Annotated in this window: 21 protein-coding genes; 12 read left to right on the top strand and 9 right to left on the bottom strand. The window is 44.4% G+C overall.

All coding sequences use genetic code 11. The features are described from left to right. Nucleotides 1–24 precede the first annotated feature (24 nt). Nucleotides 25–1,794, bottom strand: a complete 1,770-nt coding sequence (locus CEF13_RS24445) for a hypothetical protein (RefSeq protein ID WP_102714826.1) — start codon at nucleotides 1,792–1,794, stop codon at nucleotides 25–27. 198 nt (nucleotides 1,795–1,992) lie between these two features. On the opposite strand from CEF13_RS24445, the gene speD reads away from it, so the two are divergent. Then, nucleotides 1,993–2,802 carry an adenosylmethionine decarboxylase gene (gene speD, locus CEF13_RS24440; RefSeq protein ID WP_102714824.1) on the top strand — a complete coding sequence of 270 codons (810 nt, stop codon included), beginning with the start codon at nucleotides 1,993–1,995 and terminating at the stop codon, nucleotides 2,800–2,802. A 7-nt stretch (nucleotides 2,803–2,809) separates the two neighbouring features. Continuing rightward, the gene (locus CEF13_RS24435) at nucleotides 2,810–3,676 is read left to right on the top strand and encodes an SDR family oxidoreductase (RefSeq protein WP_102714822.1); all 867 of its coding nucleotides are present in this window, start codon (nucleotides 2,810–2,812) and stop codon (nucleotides 3,674–3,676) included. 8 nt (nucleotides 3,677–3,684) lie between these two features. Here the strand turns inward: CEF13_RS24435 and CEF13_RS24430 are convergent, their stop codons facing one another. After that, nucleotides 3,685–4,569 carry an SDR family oxidoreductase gene (locus CEF13_RS24430; protein WP_102714820.1) on the bottom strand — a complete coding sequence of 295 codons (885 nt, stop codon included), beginning with the start codon at nucleotides 4,567–4,569 and terminating at the stop codon, nucleotides 3,685–3,687. A 141-nt stretch (nucleotides 4,570–4,710) separates the two neighbouring features. On the opposite strand from CEF13_RS24430, the gene CEF13_RS24425 reads away from it, so the two are divergent. Further along, nucleotides 4,711–5,667, top strand: a complete 957-nt coding sequence (locus CEF13_RS24425; protein ID WP_102714818.1) for a helix-turn-helix transcriptional regulator — start codon at nucleotides 4,711–4,713, stop codon at nucleotides 5,665–5,667. A 66-nt stretch (nucleotides 5,668–5,733) separates the two neighbouring features. Here the strand turns inward: CEF13_RS24425 and CEF13_RS24420 are convergent, their stop codons facing one another. Both CEF13_RS24420 and CEF13_RS24415 read right to left on the bottom strand, forming a co-directional pair. Next, nucleotides 5,734–6,546: an ABC transporter permease subunit gene (locus tag CEF13_RS24420; RefSeq protein ID WP_102714816.1), complete on the bottom strand. Its 813-nt coding sequence runs from the start codon at nucleotides 6,544–6,546 to the stop codon at nucleotides 5,734–5,736. Continuing rightward, the gene (locus tag CEF13_RS24415) at nucleotides 6,543–7,433 is read right to left on the bottom strand and encodes an ABC transporter ATP-binding protein (RefSeq protein ID WP_102714814.1); all 891 of its coding nucleotides are present in this window, start codon (nucleotides 7,431–7,433) and stop codon (nucleotides 6,543–6,545) included. Before CEF13_RS24415 ends, CEF13_RS24420 begins: the two co-directional genes overlap by 4 nt. A gap of 156 nt (nucleotides 7,434–7,589) precedes the next feature. Between CEF13_RS24415 and CEF13_RS24410 the strand changes: the two genes are divergently transcribed. The 7 genes from CEF13_RS24410 (at nucleotide 7,590) to CEF13_RS24380 (ending at nucleotide 15,461) form a co-directional block, all read left to right on the top strand. After that, nucleotides 7,590–8,195: a TetR/AcrR family transcriptional regulator gene (locus tag CEF13_RS24410; RefSeq protein ID WP_102714812.1), complete on the top strand. Its 606-nt coding sequence runs from the start codon at nucleotides 7,590–7,592 to the stop codon at nucleotides 8,193–8,195. Between the two features lie 94 nt (nucleotides 8,196–8,289). Further along, entirely contained in the window at nucleotides 8,290–9,522 is a 1,233-nt protein-coding gene (locus tag CEF13_RS24405; protein WP_102714810.1) for an aminopeptidase, read from the top strand. Nucleotides 9,523–9,806: 284 nt separating this feature from the next. Further along, nucleotides 9,807–10,862 carry a Delta(5) desaturase DesA gene (gene desA / locus CEF13_RS24400; RefSeq protein WP_102714808.1) on the top strand — a complete coding sequence of 352 codons (1,056 nt, stop codon included), beginning with the start codon at nucleotides 9,807–9,809 and terminating at the stop codon, nucleotides 10,860–10,862. A gap of 109 nt (nucleotides 10,863–10,971) precedes the next feature. Continuing rightward, entirely contained in the window at nucleotides 10,972–12,090 is a 1,119-nt protein-coding gene (locus CEF13_RS24395; RefSeq protein WP_102714806.1) for a sensor histidine kinase, read from the top strand. A gap of 25 nt (nucleotides 12,091–12,115) precedes the next feature. Next, a complete protein-coding gene (locus tag CEF13_RS24390) occupies nucleotides 12,116–12,715 on the top strand; it encodes a response regulator transcription factor (protein ID WP_102714804.1) in 600 nt (199 codons plus the stop codon). A 134-nt stretch (nucleotides 12,716–12,849) separates the two neighbouring features. Next, nucleotides 12,850–14,292 (top strand): nicotinate phosphoribosyltransferase, encoded by a 1,443-nt coding sequence (locus CEF13_RS24385; protein ID WP_102714802.1) that lies wholly within the window; start codon nucleotides 12,850–12,852, stop codon nucleotides 14,290–14,292. Between the two features lie 122 nt (nucleotides 14,293–14,414). After that, nucleotides 14,415–15,461 carry an SGNH/GDSL hydrolase family protein gene (locus CEF13_RS24380; RefSeq protein ID WP_166742993.1) on the top strand — a complete coding sequence of 349 codons (1,047 nt, stop codon included), beginning with the start codon at nucleotides 14,415–14,417 and terminating at the stop codon, nucleotides 15,459–15,461. A gap of 82 nt (nucleotides 15,462–15,543) precedes the next feature. On the opposite strand, the gene CEF13_RS24375 is transcribed toward CEF13_RS24380, so the two are convergent. From CEF13_RS24375 to CEF13_RS24365, 3 genes are all read right to left on the bottom strand, one after another. Beyond that, entirely contained in the window at nucleotides 15,544–16,512 is a 969-nt protein-coding gene (locus tag CEF13_RS24375; RefSeq protein WP_102714798.1) for an acetylxylan esterase, read from the bottom strand. 94 nt (nucleotides 16,513–16,606) lie between these two features. After that, nucleotides 16,607–17,479, bottom strand: coding sequence for a tetratricopeptide repeat protein (locus CEF13_RS24370; RefSeq protein WP_102714796.1), 873 nt, complete (start codon nucleotides 17,477–17,479; stop codon nucleotides 16,607–16,609). A 27-nt stretch (nucleotides 17,480–17,506) separates the two neighbouring features. Next, nucleotides 17,507–18,472, bottom strand: a complete 966-nt coding sequence (locus CEF13_RS24365) for an ATP-binding protein (protein WP_102714794.1) — start codon at nucleotides 18,470–18,472, stop codon at nucleotides 17,507–17,509. 320 nt (nucleotides 18,473–18,792) lie between these two features. On the opposite strand from CEF13_RS24365, the gene CEF13_RS24360 reads away from it, so the two are divergent. After that, a complete protein-coding gene (locus CEF13_RS24360) occupies nucleotides 18,793–19,110 on the top strand; it encodes a transposase (protein WP_102709085.1) in 318 nt (105 codons plus the stop codon). Beyond that, on the top strand, nucleotides 18,996–19,982 hold the full coding sequence (locus tag CEF13_RS24355) for an IS3 family transposase (protein WP_146022663.1): 987 nt from the start codon (nucleotides 18,996–18,998) through the stop codon (nucleotides 19,980–19,982). The genes CEF13_RS24360 and CEF13_RS24355 overlap by 115 nt, the downstream gene beginning before the upstream one ends. A gap of 327 nt (nucleotides 19,983–20,309) precedes the next feature. Here the strand turns inward: CEF13_RS24355 and CEF13_RS24350 are convergent, their stop codons facing one another. Both CEF13_RS24350 and CEF13_RS24345 read right to left on the bottom strand, forming a co-directional pair. Further along, nucleotides 20,310–21,233: an IS3 family transposase gene (locus tag CEF13_RS24350; protein ID WP_244917140.1), complete on the bottom strand. Its 924-nt coding sequence runs from the start codon at nucleotides 21,231–21,233 to the stop codon at nucleotides 20,310–20,312. Then, entirely contained in the window at nucleotides 21,182–21,499 is a 318-nt protein-coding gene (locus CEF13_RS24345; protein ID WP_102709085.1) for a transposase, read from the bottom strand. The genes CEF13_RS24350 and CEF13_RS24345 overlap by 52 nt, the downstream gene beginning before the upstream one ends. Nucleotides 21,500–21,648: the final 149 nt, after the last annotated feature.

Below are 21,648 nucleotides of genomic sequence, written 5' to 3'. Positions count from 1 at the left end.
TCTATTTATAGTTATTCCATCCTTTTAGGATTCAAAAGGGTTGTCTTTATTGGGTTTGCTTGCAGCTTCCAAAGCTTCCGAATGGCTTGGCTTTGAGCCTGAAGCAAGCAACGTATCTTTGGCGGGGGCAGCTTCGTTCAAGGCATTGATTTGTTGGAATGCTTCAAAGTCTTTCGACGACGTTGCTGTCGCGATGATTTGCCGGTTTTGAACAAAGCTGCGTGTTTTTTGAACGAGATGGCTGAGTAAGTCATCGGCTTTATGCATGCTTATAATATAGCGCGGGCCGGAAAGATTGCCTGAACCAGAACCTGCAAGGGTACTCGTTACCAGCCTTGTAACAAGCAGCCACGGGCTAAATGAGGAGCGAACAATCGTATTCTCGCTTCTCGTGGAATCGGTAATTGCCATTCCAACGGAAAGCTTGGATTCGGTATACGTCCCTTCACCTTGGAATTGAATCAAATAGCTTGTGAAATGCATTTCCGCCCAATACATATGAGCTAATATGAGGGCAGAAGAGCCGCATAACCACAAAACGATGGGATAAAAAAGTTCATTGAAAACATTTTTAATAACGAATCCATTGTCTGTGTCTTGATTCAATAGAAATAATAACAATGCCCCGCAAAGGATTAAGGCGTGTCCCCCAACCGATATCCATAGCCTTAATTGCTGAAGCAGCCGAGGATAAACGATTTCTTCGTAGATGGGCTGTGTTTCTTGAATCGTATCGCCGCTGAAGCTCCCCTTATCCATGCTTCCCTCCATTTGAAGTGTCGGAGTCAATTCTCTATAAACACGATTAGGAAATTCTTTGTAGCGCAGCGTTGCTAGCTCCATATCCAATGAACGGAAGAAGTCCTGTGGATGAACATTTTCTTGCCAATGCTCGCGAAACTCTGAAACCTCTGTAAGAGGCTCATACATCTCGGAACGGGTTTTAGAAATTAGTATGGTTACAATCGTGATGATAGCTATAAATACAAAAGTGAAAATTAATGGCAATGCTAGTTGAATATCGATGACAGGAATATCAACATCTTTTCTGACCAACCATTCCCCAATCGTAGGAACAACAAGAGATAGAAAAACAACACCGAAGATGTCGGTTTTTTTACTAATAATTAATCGGTTTTTATTAACTCTCTTCAAAGTAGGCGCATTAAATACCCACAGCACCACCACGAACAGAAGCAATGCAGCGCCAAGCCAGACCCCAATAGGACTTGTGGTAAAGGATGTAAGGCCGAGCATGCCTGAGAGAATCGACAATAAAAAGGCACCTAATGCAAGAAAAGAATAACCCGCATTGTGAATAATGATGTGCAAGTAATTTCTCATCGAATAAGGGAGAAACAGCATGTTTGGAAATATGCTGAAAATCAAGCGATCCAGCAAAGTGTTTGGCTCAAGGAAAGTGATGTTCTTGCGTCCAGCAAGCATTTGATCCAAGTGCTGGTCGTGATACGCGGCTTGCGGCTCGTATACATGCTTCTCGCTTCGAGCTAGATTTTTGCTTAAGCTCGTTGGTATTCCTCTTCCGATATAGAACCGGAACAGCTTAAGAAGTCCCTTTGTCATAAAAGTAGTGCCTACACCAAGCAAAAGCAGACTTTGAAGCAGCTGGAACCAGCCAGCCATGATTTGGTCATCTGCCAGCTGTTTTCTCATAATCATAATGGAAATGATTCCTATTAAACTAATGAGTATGCCGCTAATTAAATAAAGCATCCCTTCGCGTTTGAAGGGATTCTGAATGTCTGGAGAATTTGATCCAAATTGAAATGACATGATGCAACCCCGCCTTTATCTGATTTATCTCCCATTATTATGGAATACCAAGTGAAATAGCGCAATGAAAATATCGATATCAGATGCAGGACCGTAGTAGTTGAAAGGTGAGTATGGACTAAATGAGGTCAAAAAAAGTTTTGCCGCATCGGTCTTTGGGTAAAAGGAAATAGTAGTTATGAAAAGGAGGCTGTTCGCTTGAAGCTAACACCGGAACAACGAATTCAGCTGCATGGCTTTAATAATTTAACGAAGTCACTCAGCTTCAATATGTATGATGTGTGTTATACGAGAACGAAGGAAGAGCGTGAAGCATATATCGCCTATATAGACGAACAATATAATTCGGATAGGCTGACGAATATTTTGGAAACAGTGTCGGGCATTATCGGAGCGCATGTGCTTAATATTGCGAAACAAGATTATGAGCCGCAAGGCGCCAGCGTCACCTTGCTTGTATCGGAAGGTCCGGTCATCGGTGGACCTAATGAGTCATTTGAAGAATCGCCGGGTCCTTTGCCTGATTCAGTCGTCATGCATTTGGATAAAAGCCATATAACGGTGCATACTTATCCGGAATATCATCCCAAGGAAGGGATCAGCACATTCCGAGCAGACATCGATGTGTCTACTTGTGGAGAAATTTCACCGCTAAAAGCGTTGAACTACCTGATCCATTCTTTTGATACCGATATTATGACGCTGGATTACCGTGTGAGGGGTTTCACTCGCGACATTAACGGCTATAAGCTCTTTATTGATCATGATATTAACTCGATTCAAAATTACATACCGAAGAAGGAATCTCTTTTGTATGACATGATTGACGTTAATATTTATCAGGAAAATATGTTTCACACCAAGTGCAGGCTGAAGCAGTTTGATTTGAACAACTATTTATTTGGCTATACGAAGGAAGAGCTGACGCACAAGGAGCAACAAGAAATAACGGAAAAATTAAAGACCGAGATGGATGAAATCTTTTATGGAAAAAATATAAGGAGCTGATTTTTACATGTCAAATTCCACATCAAAAAATATTAACCCACCCCAGCACCAGAACCGCCAACCTGGCATTGAATCCGAAATGAAGCCGCTGCCGATATACGAATCTAATTCGTATAAGGCGGCAGGGAAGCTAAAGGGCAAGACAGCTATTATTACTGGCGGTGATAGCGGTATCGGCCGTGCGGTAGCCGTTGCTTTTGCGAAAGAGGGCGCAGATTTAACGATCGTTTATTTGAATGAACATGATGATGCGAAGAAGACGAAGGAAGTTGTAGAGCAAGCCGGCGTGAAATGCCTGCTTATTGCGGGCGACGTAGGTGAAGAGGCGTTTTGCAAGAGCGTAATCGAGCAGACGATTAAGGAGTACGGCAAGCTGGATATTTTGGTTAATAACGCAGCAGAGCAGCATGTGCAGCAGAAGCTTGAGGATATTACATCGGATCAGCTTGTGGCTACGTTCCGTACGAATGTATTCAGCATGTTCTATTTAACGATTGTTGCTTTGCCGCATTTGAAAGCGTCCAGCTCGATCATCAACACGGCATCTATAACGGCATACAAAGGCAATCCGACTTTGATCGATTACTCCGCAACAAAAGGAGCCATCGTCTCCTTTACACGCGCGTTGTCGGTAAATTTGGCTGAGCAAGGTATTCGTGTTAACGGTGTAGCTCCCGGACCGATCTGGACACCACTTATTCCAGCGACTTTTGATGATCAGTCCGTAGCTACATTTGGCTCAGATACACCAATGAAACGACCAGGACAGCCGCATGAGTTAGCAGCTGCCTATGTATATCTAGCCTGTGAGGATTCCAGTTATATGTCCGGTCAAATCCTACACATTAATGGTGGAGAAGTTGTAAACGGGTAAAGAGGGCTTTATAAGAAACCATGCTGCTTCGCATAATTTCCCCAGTGCGGCTGTCTGCCATCGACGTCGGTTATACCGAATTCATCAGACAGCTGCCAGCTTGGGAATATTTGTCCGGATCTTTCAAGCAAGTCGCCGCTTGCTGCAAGCGCTGCGATCCCGCGTCCAATGAAATATGGCGTTTCGGATTGACCGAAATGCTCTGCATCTGGTTTGCCGCCATGCACAGCATCTAGCCAAGTTTCCTCCGTTACTTCAAAATGCTCCAGCATTTCCTCGGAGCGAAGGAAGCCGGGAGTTACAGCAACAGCCGATACATCATATGGCTTTAGGTCAGCTGCCATGGCTGTCGCTAGATGGATAGGCGAAATTTTGGCCAAACTATAGAACAAACTTCCGCGATAACGGAAATCGATTCCATCGGTTACTTCAATGATCAAGCCCTTTCTCCGTTTCACCATTAAAGGAGCCCCATAATGGCTCGTAATAAGATGCGCCTTCACGGCACGCTCTTGCATTAACAGCCCCTTGCTTAAGGAATGCTCCCAAAAAGGCTTTCCCCATTCCGTTAATTTTTCTCCTCCCCATATGTTATTGACCAGCACATCTAGTTGCCCATCTTGTTCCTTGTTGATTTGTTCGAATAAAGCTTGAACATCCGCTTCTACCGTATGGTCAACTCGTAGCGGAATGCCTATGCCTCCTCGTGCTGTGACCAGTTCTGCTGTTTCTTCTATCGTTTCCACTCTGTTTAAATCAGAGGCTTGGCCGCGAATGCTCCTCCCCGTGCAATAAACAGTCGCTCCTGCTTCTCCAAGGCTTACTGCAATACCACGTCCAGCTCCGCGTGTAGCTCCGGCAACGACTGCTATTTTTCCTTCTAATGGTTTCATGACATGTCTCCATTCCGATCGATTTGTAAGGTTTACTCTTTGTCAGTTTAACAAACTATATACGACAACAACTGTCATATATTCATGCTACAATGAAAAAAAGGTTAAAACGGATAAGAGCGTGCCTAGGAGGTTTATCGTATGAGAGCAGGACGATTAATTGCGATTCTATTATGGATGCAGAACAACGGGAAAATGACTTCAAAAGAACTTGCTGAAAAGCTGGAGGTATCCGAGCGCACCATCATTCGTGACATGGAATCGCTAAGTGAAGCGGGCATACCTGTGTATGCGGAGAGGGGAGTGCACGGCGGTTGGGTTTTGTCCGAGGGGTATCGAACCAATTTGACTGGTATGCATGCAGATGAGTTGGTTTCTGTTATCGTTGGCAGTTCATCTGCCTTGCTCAGTGATCTAGGAATTAAAAGTCACTATGAAGCTGCTATCCATAAAATATTAGCTGCTGCTCCTGCTGACATAAGTAAAGGGGCTTATCTTATGAGGCAAAAAATACATATTGATGGAGCGGGCTGGCACCAAATGGAAGAGTCATTGCCTTACTTGTCTGTCGTGCAGGAAGCGGTTTGGGAGGAGCGTTTATTACAAATTCGCTACCATCGCGAGGATGGTATAGCGAAGCGAATCGTTAATCCCTTAGGTCTCGTTGCCAAACGTAATGTTTGGTATTTAATTGGCGAGGTGAACGGGGAGAAGCGGACATACCGAATTTCAAGGTTAATGGATGCCGTGATGCTGGAGGAGCGGTTCGAGCGGCCGGCAAACTTTGACCTAGCTGAGTACTGGGAGCAATCCATAGGTGAGTTTAAGCAGAGTCTTCCGCAATATCCAGCCGTGATTACACTGCATGAAGCAGTACTCACTCGGCTATCCAAAGAACGATATGTCAAAATAGTAGAAAGCAGCCCTTCGCAGAAAATGAATTGGCTAACAGCTCGAGTTGAATTTCAAGCGCTGGAATCGGCTTGCGAAATTGCGCTTAGCTTTGGCTCGCATATGGAAGTCGTTGAGCCTGCTGAGCTGCGACAAAAAGTGATGGCAGAGGCACAAGCAATCCACAATTTATATATGAATTTGTAAAATAAGAGGAAGCCCGAAGTCGGGCTTCCTCTTAATATATTGAGTGTCGCAATACGAACTGTATTACTACAATGGCAAGTCTCGTTTGCTAAATGCAATTACGCCTGCTATAAAGCCGGCAAGACCGATGAGGAAGAGAATGACTAAGGCTAGCACCGCGTCACCGCCGCCGCGTACGATTTCGCTCGGTCTATATAATGAAAAGAGGGAGACGAATCGGAGCCATTGTACACTCTCGCTTATTTTGCCGAGCATATCTAGTCCGAACATGCCAAACGTAATAACCCCCGAGATGCCCAGTGCTTTCTTCTCGTCGCTAGACAGTGCAGAAACGAAGAAGGAAATGCCGCCTATTGCGAAGAACAGCATTAATGCGATGACATTCAATAAAAGGAAACGGGAGCCGTTAAATTCATATCGATCACCTATAAACATGGCGTAACCGATAAATCCTGCAGCTGTCGTAACGACTATAATTAATAGCAGTCCGGCGATTAGAACACTTGCTTGCGTTGCGGCGATATGCCGCCGAGAAGTTGGCGTGGACAGCAGATAAGCCATGGAGCCTTGGTCAACGAGCCTCGCCATTAGACCTGTTGACAGCATGATGCTGAATATCGAGAGCAGAAGCGGCAGAATAAGTCCGTAATACTCCCCGGAGATGAAAGCTTCCATGCTTCCAAAGCCGGCTTGAATGCCAAAAGCATTGACGATTCCCTCAGGCAAAGCCAGCATAAGCTCATTAAGTGAGCCTGTATTTTGTGCGATTCCGGGATACAGCCAAAACATGAGCAGAATGTAGAAGGCCGAGCCGAAGGCATAGTTGCTTATCCCTTTGAGATTGATCTTCAGCATCTGTTTGAAAAGGGGAGCGTTCATCGGACGGGCTCCTTCCGGTCATAATAGTGCATGAATACATCCTCAAGGTTTTGTGCGGTTATATCGAGACTGCGAATAGGGTATTTGGCAGTCTCACGAATCAGCTCGTTATAATTGCCCTGCACAGCAACAGTGACCCGTCTGCCGTCTTGCGAATCAATAGGCACTGCACCGCTTTTTACAAACGTCTCAGCATCCTGCGTATTCTCAAAAACGATCTCAACCAGCTTCCGCTGCATGGATTGAAGTTCATGAATATTTTTGACGGTCATTACTTTCCCATCCTTTATAATCGCGGCACGGTCGCAAGTTCTCTCGATTTCGGGAAAACTGTGGGAAGACATAAGAAAGGTAGTTCCCTTCGCTTTCTCTTCGAGAACAAGCTCAATAAATGTTTGCTGCATGAGTGGATCGAGGCCGGATGTAGGCTCATCAAGAATGATCAGTTCTGGATCATGCATGAAGGCGGCTACGATTCCGACCTTTTGCTTCATTCCTTTAGACATCTTCCTAATCGGTGTGTTAACGTCGAATTGCAATCGTTCGATTAAGTGGCTCCGCTTGTCTGAACTGTCCACTTTCTGCATCGAGGCTAGAAATTCTAGAAAAGCTTTACCTGTCATTCCTTCGATAAATGCGATTTCTCCAGGCAAGTAGCCAATATACCTTTGCACGGTTCCTTGTTGAGTCCAGGTGTCAAGGCCTTTGACGGATACATTCCCATGGTCTGGCTTCATGAACCCCATAATATGCCTTATAGTCGTCGATTTGCCTGCACCATTAGGTCCCAAAAAACCGAATACTTCCCCTTTGTTTACCGTGAACGAGACATCCATAACGCCTCGTCCATTTCGAAAAAGCTTCGTCAGCCCATCAACGATTAACATATCGCGCTGCACCCCGCATTCAAAGTTATGAAATATTACTATGATATGATTTCATTAATTATGATAGATTTGTTGGAGGTAGAAGTCAATGGGTTATGAAATCTAAATGTGCTATAATTTCATTAAATTAAAATGGATATGATTTCGGGAGGCAGAATGAACGGATTCGAGAGAAGGACGGAATTAATCAAGGAGAAGATTAAGAAGACGGTATTGAGCATGCTCAAGACGTGGGAGCCGAAGAAAATACGAATCGCCGATATTGCAGCGGAGGCTGGCGTATCCCAGGTGACGATCTACAATTACTTCGGGAGTAAGGAAGCGCTGCTTAGCGAGGTGTTTAAACAATTTATTAACAAAAGCATTATGGATTTCGAAGCATTCATACAAGGTGATCACTCTTTGAAGGAGATCATTCAATATATTGTTTTTGCGGATAAAGAGGCTTATCGAGCCTTCACTCCACAAGCTTTCTCTCAGTTCCTGAAAGATGAAGAAACGCATCAATATGTGGAGGAATTGTACCGAACGAAGGGGATGCCCCTGGTCGTACAATTCATCGAGGAAGGCAAGCGGAAGGGGGAAATCTCGGCCAAGGTGTCGACTCCGACCATTATCGCATATATCAATATGCTAAAAGCACAATCCCACATGTTCCTTGATTTGGCGCAGCAAAGTGAACAAGTAGACGATTTTCTTGATGAGTTTATTCATCTGTTCTTTTATGGCATTTGCAGCTCTGAGCCAGAGTCTGATTCGTAACCATGTAATTTGACTATGGGCTTGTTTATTCGCTACAATTTAGACTACAGCATGTATGTACATATAGGCATTAACGAAGGGAGAATAAGAAACCATGAGTGGATTTGAACATCATTTAGATACGTACGCAGAATTGATTGTAAAAATTGGAGTAAACGTACAGCAGGGACAAGAGGTGTTCGTAACAGGGGCTGTCGATCAAGCAAAGCTTGTCAGACTTGTAGCCAGCAAAGCCTATGCAGCAGGTGCAAGCAATGTGCATGTGGACTGGACAGACGATTCTTTGTCCAGATTAAAGTATGAGCAGGCAGCCGATGAGGTGTTTACCCGCTATCCTGAATGGGAGACGGCTAAGCGCAACTCGTTCGTGGAGCGCGGAGCAGCGTTTATTTCCATCGTGTCATCAAGTCCTGATCTGCTCAAAGGTATCGATTCGGGACGGATCTCCAGCTTCCAGAAAGCATCCGGCCAAGGGTTGAAGGAATTCCGCAGAGCGATTCAAGCGGATAAAGTAAGCTGGACGGTCGTTGCAGCTGCAAGTGCGCAGTGGGCCCAAAAGGTGTTCCCTGAAGTGAACGAAGCTGAAGCGGTCGACATGCTTTGGAAAGCGATTTTTGATTCGGTGAGACTGCATGCAGCGAACCCTGTCCAAGCATGGGAAGAGCATAATGCGAATTTACATACGAAGGGCGAATTGCTTAACAAGTATCATTTCGAGAAACTGCATTATACGGCTCCAGGAACAGATCTGACAATCGAATTGCCGGAGAAGCACATATGGGTCGCTGCAGGCAGTACGAACGAAAACAATATTCCCTTCATGGCGAATATGCCAACAGAGGAAGTGTTCACAGTACCTCTAAAAACAGGTGCGAACGGCTATGTTTCCAGTACAAAGCCGCTTAGCTACGGCGGCAATATTATCGATCGCTTCAAGCTTACGTTCGAGAACGGACGCATCGTGAAGGTAGAAGCAGAGGAAGGGCAAGAAATTCTCCAGCAGCTAGTAGATATTGATGATGGCTCTCATTATTTGGGAGAGGTTGCGCTTGTGCCGCATGAATCGCCAATTTCGCAATCGAATATTTTATTCTATAACACATTGTTTGATGAGAATGCGTCGAATCATCTTGCGATCGGAAGCGGCTATGCCTTCAATATTGAGGGAGGCAAGACCATGTCGCCGGAAGAGCTTGAGCAGAACGGCGTTAATGCGAGTATTACGCATAATGACTTCATGATTGGCTCTGCTGAGATGGATATCGATGGAATACTGAAGGATGGCACGAGTGTTCCGATTTTCCGCAAAGGGAATTGGGCGATTTAGAAGGAATTAAGCTAAGTACAGCAAGCTAAATAAAGCATGATAAGTAAAGCAAGAAAAAGATCGTCTTGAAGAAGCCATGGCTTCTTTAAGGCGATTTTTTTCTTTTTAATGGGAGTAGTTCCATGTGCTTGGAGAAAATGGGCTAAGCTATATGACATTTGTCATATTCCTGTATTGACGTTTATGACTTATTTGTAATGACATCTGGCTTTACAATGAGATTAGAATACTGCGATAGACGTCTAGGACACACTCCAAGCGTCGTATTGAGGAGGAATTATGAGATGACAGAGCCGAAGCATGCTCACCTAAAGAAAGAAGTAGCCCCTTTTGAGAAAACGGATTTAAAGTCGAGCATCAGACAGCTTATTAACACCTTAGTGCCACTCGTTCTTCTCTGGTATGCCGCCTACTATAGTCTTTCGATATCGTACTGGCTTACTATTCCATTGGCTCTGCTTACTTCTGGGTTTGTTATTCGGACTTTCATTATTTTTCATGATTGCTGCCATGGATCGTTTTTCAAAAACAAAAAAGCAAATGATATTATTGGAACCATTACAGGCGTGATTACGCTTGTTCCTTATAGACAGTGGAAAAACTCGCATTCCATTCACCATGCTACGAGCAGTAATCTAGATAAGCGCGGAGTTGGCGATTTGTGGATTATGACCGTAGAAGAATATGCAGCAGCGCCTATGATGCGCCGAATTGCTTACCGTATGTATCGTCATCCGCTTGTTATGTTTGGACTTGGACCGATCGGGGTATTCCTTATACAGTATCGCTTTAATGTGAAGGGTGCTAGACGCAAGGAACGGATGAACACGTATTTGACTAACGCTTTAATTGTAGGTGTGTATGCACTATTAATTTGGGCTATTGGCTGGCAAGCTTTCGCGCTCGTTCAAGGACCAGTTTTCTTCCTCTCGGGTCTGCTTGGCATTTGGTTGTTCTATGTTCAGCATCAATTCGAGGATTCTTACTTTGAGAATGAAGATGAGTGGAGTTACGTAAAGGCAGCCGTTGATGGCAGCTCGTATTATAAATTGCCTAAAATATTACAATGGATTACTGGCAACATCGGATTCCACCATGTTCATCATCTAAGCCCTAAAGTGCCTAACTACAATTTGGAGAAGGCACATAATGCGACACCGCCGCTTCATAAAGCTACAACAATCAATATCAAAGAGAGCTTGGAATCACTGCAGTTCCGCCTATGGGATGAAACAGACAAGAAATTTGTCAGCTTCAAGGGCATTAAACATCGTCTGCGTAAAGTCGAGACTTCTTCAGAGAAGTTGAAGGCAACAACGCCAAGCTTGAAATTCAAGTAGGCTTGAATAGTTGCTTCGTTAGATTAGTTCGTTTGTATATAAATATGCTAAAATAAAGTACAGCTTCTAAAGCATTCCATTGAGCTTAACAGGAAAAAGGGTGACGACTTTGAACAAGTGGTATCAGATCTTTCACAAAAATACAGGTCTAAGCCCTTATGTCTGGGTCGTCTTCTGTATCCTGCCCTTTTACTTTATATTTCGATCTTCCTCACCGTATGAGGTTGTATCCGGCATTATAATGATCATCCTTTTCTTCGTCTGCTATAGGCTTTCGTTTGTATCCAAAGGATGGCTCGTCTACTTCTGGACTAGTGTGCAAATTGTCATTTCGATTGCGATGACTTTATTGTTCAGCTACGTCTATTTTTCGATTTTTCTTGCTTTTTTTATTGGCAATATACAGAATCGAGCCGGCTTTTTTACGCTCTATACGATTCATATTGTGAGTACTTTTGTTACGGTTAATTATGGCTTTGCCACGCAAAATAAATTGTTTTTCACGCAGTTTCCATTCATTCTGATTAGCCTTATTGTCGTCATCCTGATTCCGTTCAACACGTTCAACCGGAATAGACAGGGGGAATTGGAAGGACAGCTGGAGGATGCAAACAAACGAATTTCCGAGCTTGTGAAGATGGAGGAGCGCCAACGCATCGCTCGTGATTTGCATGATACGCTTGGCCAGAAGCTTTCCTTAATTGGATTAAAGAGCGATCTAGCGGGAAAGTTAATGGTAAAAAACCCTGCCCAAGCACAGGTGGAAATGAATGACGTTCGCCAAACGGCAAGAATGGCCTTAAAGGAAGTAAGGGAAATGGTTACTCAGATGCGCGGCACAAGACTTGAGGATGAGATGTTCCGTATCAAGCAGATATTGAAAGCAGCTGAAATCGAATTCCAGCTTGTAGGCGAGCCGATTCTGGAAAATACAGATCTGTTGACCGAGAACGTGCTTAGTATGTGCTTGAAAGAAGCGGTAACGAATGTGGTTAAGCACAGCGGTGCTTCAACATGCTCTGTTACGATAGAGTCCGCGCGAACCGAGCTGGTTCTTAAAGTGGCGGATGATGGCGTTGGAATTGCGGAACAGGATCGAAATTATAGAGGACATGGCCTGCAAGGGATGAAGGAAAGGCTCGAATTCGTAAATGGAAGTCTCGAAATTGTATCGAATCACGGGGCTACGCTTATTATCAGAGTACCGAAAGTATTGAAACAAACCTAATGTAGAGAAGGAAGGGACTGAGAGTATGATTTCAATCGTTATTGCTGAGGATCAGCGCATGCTGCTGGGCGCCCTCTCTTCTCTGCTTGATCTAGAAGAGGACATGAAAGTCGTCGGAAGAGCAAGCAACGGGGAAGACGCGATCAAGCTGGTACATGAGCATAAGCCTGACATTTGCATTATGGATATCGAAATGCCTGCCAAAACGGGGCTTGATGCAGCTGAAGAGTTGAAGGGCCAAGGCTGTAAAGTAATGATTTTAACAACATTTGCACGGTCGGGCTACTTTGAACGTGCGCTTAAAGCTGGCGTAAGCGGCTATTTGCTTAAAGACAGTCCAAGCGAAGAGCTTGCAGACTCCATTCGCAGCGTGATGGCCGGAAAACGGATATTTGCTTCTGAGCTGGTTGATGAGGCCTACGGCAAGGAAAATCCTTTAACCGAGCGTGAGAAGGAAGTACTTGGACTCGTAGCCGACGGCAAGAATACGAAGGAAATTGCGAGTGAATTATTTCTTACGACAGGAACCGTTCGCAATTATATTTCCGTCATATTGGATAAGCTGGACGTCAGCAATCGGATAGAAGCGATTACTCGTTTTAAAGAAAAGGGCTGGTTTAAATAAAGCGCTATTAAGAACAGCTTCATGTTCTTTTTGGCGTTTTTTTGGTTTTTTACCATAAGCGGCTGTTGGTGGGCTGTTTCTACGAGTTAGAATGGGTGGTAAAGGAAAGAGTAGTAAGGAAGGGAGTTTATGTGATGAGCTATTCGAACTTAACGCTTCATACGGATAAATATCAAATAAATATGATGTACGCACATTGGATTCAAGGCAGCCTAAATGAAAAGGCTGTATTTGAAGCTTATTTCCGCAAGATGCCATTTGGTAATGGTTATGCCGTATTCGCAGGACTGGAAAGAATTATGGACTATATCCGTTCGCTTCGTTTCGGAGATGAGGAAATTGCTTATTTACGGACGCAGGAAGAAAATTATAAAGAAGAGTTTCTAGATGAGCTGCGCCAATTTCAATTTACCGGGAATATTTATGCGGCCAAGGAAGGTTCGCTTGTGTTTGCGAATGAGCCGATAATCTGTGTGGAGGCCAGAATTTTTGAAGCACAGCTTGTGGAGACGGCTATTCTAAATATGATGAACTACCAGACGCTCATAGCGACAAAAGCTTCCCGTATTAAACAGATTGTACCCAATGATGTGCTGCTTGAGTTCGGATCTAGACGTGCACAAGAAGCGGATGCTGCGATATGGGGGGCAAGAGCTGCTTATATTAGCGGATTTCATGCGACCTCTAATATGCGAGCGGGCATGTTATTTGGCATTCCGGCCAAAGGGACACATGCCCATTCCTGGGTGCAGGGACATGATTCGGAAGAGGAAGCTTTCCACGCTTATGCGGAGGCACTGCCTGATCATGTAACGCTGCTTGTGGATACGTATAATACACTCAAGAGCGGCGTTCCGAATGCGATTAAGATAGCGCGTTTGCTCGAGGAGCAGGGCAAGCGATTGATCGGCATTCGTCTTGACAGCGGAGACTTGGCTTATTTATCTATAACGGCCCGTAAAATGCTGGATGAAGCAGGCTTTCCCGATGTGAAAATTGTAGCGTCCAACGACTTAGATGAAGATATCATTGCAAATTTGAAGTCGCAAGGAGCAGAAATTGATATTTGGGGTATTGGGACAAAGCTAATTACAGCTGCCGATCAGCCGTCTTTGGGCGGAGTGTACAAGCTGGTTGCAAGAGAGAAAAACGGAGTCTATGAGCCTGTTATAAAAATATCAGGAAATCCTGAGAAGGTTTCCAGTCCCGGTTTTAAGAATGTTTATCGCATTATAAATACCGATACAGGCAAAGCGGAGGCAGATTACTTAACGCTTAAGAATGAGCAGAATGTGCAAAGAGGCGAGCGGATCAAGCTGTTTGATCCGATCCACCCATATATGAGCAAATATATTGAGCGGTATGAGGCAATTCCTTTACTTATACCGATTATGATGCATGGAGAGCTTGTTTACGAGCTGCCAGCTTTAGAACAAATTCGTGACTATCATGCCGAACAAATGAAGCTGTTCTGGCCGCAATATTTGCGCCGGTTAAATGCTGAGCCATATCGTGTCAGCTTAAGCGAGACGGCTTGGACATTGAAAATGGATCTTATTAAGAAGTATCAGGAATAGGGTAATCAAAGGCGGAACCTAACAAAATTATGTTTTGATTTCTGAAATAAGTAACGTTATGATGATTCTGTTATTAGCATCGCCTTTTCGAAATATGAAACTAAATGAATAGGGTGAATGAAGTGGCAGACTATTTGAATAACGGACTGACGCCGATTAATGAGCCAGTCTCCGGTCATTTTGATTTGCAAGAGCATGCGCGTTACATCGGAAGAATGGATTGGAGCGATCCAAGAGGTCCGATCTTATCCTGGGCAGGAAGCTCGATAGCTATTCGGTTCCAAGGGAGCGCCATAAGCTTGAACATGGTCGTTGTTGAAAGGGAGAATACGTGGTTTGATATCACGCTGAATGGGGGAGAGCCTCGTAAGCTTCATATCGGTGAGACTGGTGGTGTAATATCGATCGCGGAAGGCTTGGATCCTAATGCTGTTCATTTGTTTGAAATTTATAAGCGGACAGAAGCGATGTTCGGTACTGTTCAGTTTCTTGGCGCTGTTCTTCCTGAAGGAGGCAGCTTTCTGGCTCCACCGCCGCATAAGGACAGAAGAATCGAGATTATTGGCGATTCCATTAGTGTAGGCTCAGGAAATGAAGGAAAAGACGGAGATCCTAATATTGCAGAGCATGAGAATAATAGCCTGGCTTATGGAACGTTGGCTGCTCTCGCGTTAGATGCCGAGCATCATACGGTAGCAATATCGGGAATTGGCTTAACAGTCAATTACGGCGATGAGCGTGTGAACACGATGAAGGATCAATATGAGTTGTTAAATCCGCTGCATGCAGAGCCGAAATGGGATTTCTCGCAGTGGATACCCCATGTCGTGGTGATTAATCTCGGTACGAATGATAACAATTATAAGATAGATCCGGCAGAGTTCGTACAGACCTATGCTGAGCTTGTGTCGCGCATACGTAAACGATATCCTGCTGCACAGCTATTTATGACGCTTGGACCATTCCAGGCCTCTCCTGTGAAGGAGCATATTTATGAGGCTAATCGTCAGATTCGCGAAGCCGGGGATGTTAACGTGCATTACTTCCTCTTCGATGAAGCTAATGCAGAGCGAGATGGGATGGGTGAAACAGGTCATCCTAATGTCATTACACATGCACTTATGGCCCAGCAATTAGTGGGCGAGATTAAACAAAAAACGGGCTGGTAAGTAAGCAATTGTTACAAAAAGCGGCTGTCCTTCATGGTTATATACCATGGGAGACAGCCGCTTTTCCTTATTCAAATTTAATTTAGCTGTTTTGCAAATAATCCATAAAAAGCTGTAATCGCGGTGCTATAGAACCGGGCACAAGCTCATGCCCGAAGTAACGATAAACGGCTATGTCTTTCTCACAAGTCAGATGATTATATACAGCGAATACGGTGGATGGCGGTGTAATGTCGTCGACTAGTCCAATGGTCAGCCAAGAATAGCAGTTGACCCGCGGAGCTAGATTCATAATGTCAAAATAGCTTAACGTTTCTTTCGCCTTTATTTCAAGCTCAGGATGACAGGAATGGCGGCGGAAATAATCATTAAGCTCACTGTAAGGCCCGTGCGGTGTAATGTCTATCGCGCGTTCGAAATGCGACAAATAGGGGTGGTCTGCAACCGCTAGCTTAGGAATATTAGATAATGCTGCGGCTGCGAGTGTAATCGCACCGCCCTGGCTTCCGCCCGTTACCGCTATTCGATCAGCGTCAACCTCTGGCATAGCTGCTAATATATCGATCGCGCGAACCGCATCCATATAGACAGCACGGTAATAATATTCCTCTTTATTCTGAATCCCCTTGGTCATCCATCCGGTAACATGGCCATTGGAAGAGACGACATTGTCTTCACTCTCTCCATGCTGGCCGCGGCAGAACATCTTCAGAACAGCATAGCCCTTCAGCGCCTGATTGACAGTATCATGAATGTCCCCGTCAACACACCAATTATAGCCATGATAAGCAACGATGCCGGGAAGCGGCTGCGCTTGCTCGGGCAGCGCTAGAATTCCTTCTATTCTCGCATGATTGAATCCTTTATAGAATACACGATAAACCTTCATGCCCTTTACGGGATAGCTGATCTCAACCCGTTCATAAGCTAGTGGCACAGCAGCTAATTCAGCTAGCGTTGCTGTCCAGAAATCATCGAAATCTTCTCTTCTAGTAAGTGCTGGCTTAAACTGTCGCAATTGATCGAGGGGCAAATCATAAGGCTGTGCCATTTGGTTAACCATCCCTTTTTATATGAAATGAAGACTAGAGTTTAAAGCTAGCCTGATAATATCAAGCATGAAGCGAAAGTACAATGGCTCTTGTTCATCTTCTGCGCGTCCAGCCGAACACCTTCACATGCACCAGCAGCTTCGTTACCCAGTGAGTGATGATGTACAGCAAAATGAATACAATGATTAATGGTTTAAACAAGGCCCACAGCACGATCCAGCTGACAAGAATTTGCCATGGCTTCATTTTTTTGAGGAAATTACCGGGAGTAAGCATGATGCGATAGAGCAAATAATTTTTCTGCAGGCCAATCAGATATTCTTGGCGAATTTGTGCATTGTCCGGATCAAGACGAATCGCGTTTTTGAGCATAAGCAAATAGTTATCATAATCATTTCGCTGCTCGGCCGCCCAAGCAAGGTGCAAGTAGACGAGCTCGGACTCTACATCCAGACGTAATGCTCTATTTGCGGATACTATGGATTCGGAGAAATTCCGCAACAATGCCTCGTTGTAGCTTAAGAGAGATAAATAAAGAGCATTCTCAGGCGTAAACTCCAGCGCCTTTAGAATCATATCTTTACCCTGCGCGAATTTACCTGTTCGGTTGGACAGGCATGCCTGCAAGAAATAATAAAAAGACTCATACGGATCAACACGCATCGCGTTTACTAGCGTATCACCAAGCTCTTTCCAGTTTTCCATATCGTAATAGACGGTGGATCGCACAAACCACGCCAAGGCGTTGTCAGGATCATGCTTAAGCGCCTCGGCAGACCAGTGAAGAGCGTGGTCATACTTTTCGGTTAGCAGATTGATTTGACCGAGCAGTGCGTAGGCATCGGGATCCTCCGGTTGTTCTCGAATAAGCTGCATCGCTTCATCTACAGCCTCATTATATTTCTTCCATTCCATTAGCTGTTGGATTCTAACAAATCGCAGACTGCTCGTATCTACCTCTATCATATGAGTGGCTACCTCTCTATTAATCTACTATTTCAGACCGTTCGCTTTCATATAATCAAGCACGATTTGATAGTCCTGATTGACGTCGCTAAAGGTTGCATAGTTTTTGGCTGTCGCAAACCAATCCAGCGTTGTCGCTTTCCGCTGCTTAGACGCCTTCTTCAAATCATCTTGCGAGATGGGTTGAATATCGCCAGTCTCAAGCGATCTCTCGAGAGCAACCTCGACTGCATCCTTCACAATTTGCTCCAAATCCGCACCGGAGAAATGCTTCGTTTCTTTGGAGATTTTGGTTAAGTCAAGCGGCGCTAACGGTTTGCCAGCCAGCTTCAGCTTGAGGATAGTCTCACGTTCACTCTCTTCCGGCGGCGGTACGAAGATCATATGATTAAATCTGCCTGGCCTGCGCAGCGCCGAGTCTAAGTACCAAGGCGTATTCGTTGCACCGATAACAAATACCTGATCATTGAATGTCCGCAGTCCGTCAAGCTCCATAAGCAGCTGATTAACCAAAATCCGATCATGATGCTGACGCATTTGGTTACGGCTGCCGCCCATTGCATCAAGCTCATCGATAAAGATGACGCAGGGCTTATTTTCGCGTGCTTTCTCAAAAATATCATGGAGGTTATTCTCGCTTTGTCCGACATACATGCCTAAGATCGCTTGCAGCTCAATATGCATGAAGTTGGCATCGATCTCGCCTGCAACTGCTCGAGCTAGAAATGTTTTCCCGCAGCCGGGAGGACCATAGAGCAGCAAGCTTCCGCCGGCTTCCTTGCCGTAGGCTGCGAATAGCTCCGGCTGCTTCAGCGGCAAAATGAAGTTCATGCGAATTTTTTTCTTCACGTCCTCTAGTCCGCCAACATCAGCAAATGATTCGTCTGGTTTCTCTGATTCGACTAAATCTTTTCCGTCTTTGTCGAAATGGAGCACCTTCAATTTATTGCGGCGGCGATCTGCGAGTTCATCACGGTCATTATGATCAGACATCGTTCATCATCCTTCAATAAGCAATTTTGCTACTATTGTACCAAATATCGGAAGAAGGTTGTGCATTTCTATGTAAAATAAACCTGCGTTCGAACCGAAATGGGTGAAGTAGAGCTAGGAGCTAGCTCTAACCCAACGCCGCGACCCGCCAACTGTTCTGGATGAGGCCGAAGCTCACGAAATAGAGCTAGAAACTAGCTCTATTTCTTGAAAACCAACCCCAAATATACGAATAGAGCTAGAAATAGAGCTAGAATAAAAAGTGGACACCTGTTAAGGAGAAATGGATAATTTACTTAACGAAGAAAGAGGTGTCCTTTATGGGGGAGCAACGTCAACGATTTAATGAAGATTTTAAGAAGCAAACGGTTAAATATATTCAGGATCAGACGAAGTCCGTACCGGAGATTGCTACAGAATTAAATATTTCCTCGAGTACTGTACACAAATGGTTAGCCAAGTACCGAGAATTCGACAATGAATCTTTAGCAAACCCCGAGAAAGTTCGTCAATTAGAACAACAATTAAAAGAGAAAGAACGCGAAAATCAACTGAAAGAGCGAGCGCTAGCAGATCTCCAAGAAGAATTGGCCATTTTAAAAAAGGCTCTGCACATCTTCAGCAAAGAAAAGAACTAAGGTTCCAATTTGTCGAAGATCATCGCTCTGAGTATCGACTAGAGAAGATGTGCAAGGTCATGGAGATTTCTCGGAGCGGTTATTATAAGTGGAAACTAGCTAAACCTAGTGAGCAAAAGCTTCGCAAGGCAGCTGTAATCGAGCGAATCAACTATCATTTCCACGATACCAAAGGGATCTATGGTAGTCCGAAGATTACCCATATGCTCTCGTTAGAGGGCATAAACACCTGTGAACGTACGGTAAGCAACTATATGAATGAGGTAGGATTGCGTTCCTGTGTTTCAAGGAAATTCAGAGTAAACACCACCGATTCCAACCATGACCAGCCTGTAGCTCCGAACATCCTGAATCAACAGTTTGCTACAGAGGAGCCTAACCGGGTGTGGGCAGCGGATATTACCTACATTCCTTGTCGTGAAGGACGACTTTATTTGGCCAGTGTTCTCGACCTCTGTACACGTGAAATTGTAGGTTGGCGGCTTGCTGCTCGAATGACTGTTGAACTTGTCCTTGGCGCATTAGAAGATGCTTTTAAGACGAAAAAACCCAAAAAGGGACTTATCCATCACTCCGATCGTGGTTCGCAGTATGCTTCTGCCGAATATCGAGAAAAGCTTTCCTCCTATAAGATGACAGCCAGCATGAGCCGTAAAGGTAACTGTTATGACAACGCGAGTATGGAATCTTTTCATAGCGTACTCAAGAAAGAGCTGGTTTACTGCAAGACATTCAAGACGAAGAAGCAAGCTTATGATGAAATATTCCAATACATTGAGCTTTTCTATAATCGCAAACGTATCCATAGCTCACTTGGCTATTTATCACCAGTTCGCTTTGCTGCGCTTTTTCATAAGAAAAGCGCTAGCTAATTCTCCTAAATAAGTGTCCACTTTATTGACAGAGGTCCAAAACTAGCTCTATTCGGCAGCGCGAACCGCAAATTTGCCGCAATGGCGCCGAATCCCATGAAATAGAGCTAGAAACTAGCTCTATTACTAGAAAACTAACCTAAAATATGAGAATAGAGCTAGAAACTAGCTCTATTCGGCAGCGCAAGCCGCTAACTGGCCATAATCGCGCCGAATACCAAGAAATAGAGCTAAAAACTAGCTCTATTTCTAGAAAACCAACCCAAAACATGAGAATAGAGCTAGAAATGGACCTCTGTCAATAAAGTGGACACTTATTTAGGAGAATTAGCTAGCGCTTTTCTTATGAAAAAGCGCAGCAAAGCGAACTGGTGATAAATAGCCAAGTGAGCTATGGATACGTTTGCGATTATAGAAAAGCTCAATGTATTGGAATATTTCATCATAAGCTTGCTTCTTCGTCTTGAATGTCTTGCAGTAAACCAGCTCTTTCTTGAGTACGCTATGAAAAGATTCCATACTCGCGTTGTCATAACAGTTACCTTTACGGCTCATGCTGGCTGTCATCTTATAGGAGGAAAGCTTTTCTCGATATTCGGCAGAAGCATACTGCGAACCACGATCGGAGTGATGGATAAGTCCCTTTTTGGGTTTTTTCGTCTTAAAAGCATCTTCTAATGCGCCAAGGACAAGTTCAACAGTCATTCGAGCAGCAAGCCGCCAACCTACAATTTCACGTGTACAGAGGTCGAGAACACTGGCCAAATAAAGTCGTCCTTCACGACAAGGAATGTAGGTAATATCCGCTGCCCACACCCGGTTAGGCTCCTCTGTAGCAAACTGTTGATTCAGGATGTTCGGAGCTACAGGCTGGTCATGGTTGGAATCGGTGGTGTTTACTCTGAATTTCCTTGAAACACAGGAACGCAATCCTACCTCATTCATATAGTTGCTTACCGTACGTTCACAGGTGTTTATGCCCTCTAACGAGAGCATATGGGTAATCTTCGGACTACCATAGATCCCTTTGGTATCGTGGAAATGATAGTTGATTCGCTCGATTACAGCTGCCTTGCGAAGCTTTTGCTCACTAGGTTTAGCTAGTTTCCACTTATAATAACCGCTCCGAGAAATCTCCATGACCTTGCACATCTTCTCTAGTCGATACTCAGAGCGATGATCTTCGACAAATTGGAACCTTAGTTCTTTTCTTTGCTGAAGATGTGCAGAGCCTTTTTTAAAATGGCCAATTCTTCTTGGAGATCTGCTAGCGCTCGCTCTTTCAGTTGATTTTCGCGTTCTTTCTCTTTTAATTGTTGTTCTAATTGACGAACTTTCTCGGGGTTTGCTAAAGATTCATTGTCGAATTCTCGGTACTTGGCTAACCATTTGTGTACAGTACTCGAGGAAATATTTAATTCTGTAGCAATCTCCGGTACGGACTTCGTCTGATCCTGAATATATTTAACCGTTTGCTTCTTAAAATCTTCATTAAATCGTTGACGTTGCTCCCCCATAAAGGACACCTCTTTCTTCGTTAAGTAAATTATCCATTTCTCCTTAACAGGTGTCCACTTTTTATTCTAGCTCTAAAACTAGCTCTATTCGGCAGCGCGAACCGCAAACTAGCCACAATGGCGCCGAATCCTATGAAATAGAGCTAGAA

Origin of the sequence: Paenibacillus castaneae, assembly GCF_002884445.1 — a bacterium.
Taxonomy (GTDB): Bacteria; Bacillota; Bacilli; order Paenibacillales; family Paenibacillaceae; genus Pristimantibacillus; species Pristimantibacillus castaneae.
This window is presented reverse-complemented; position numbering and strand designations above follow the sequence as displayed.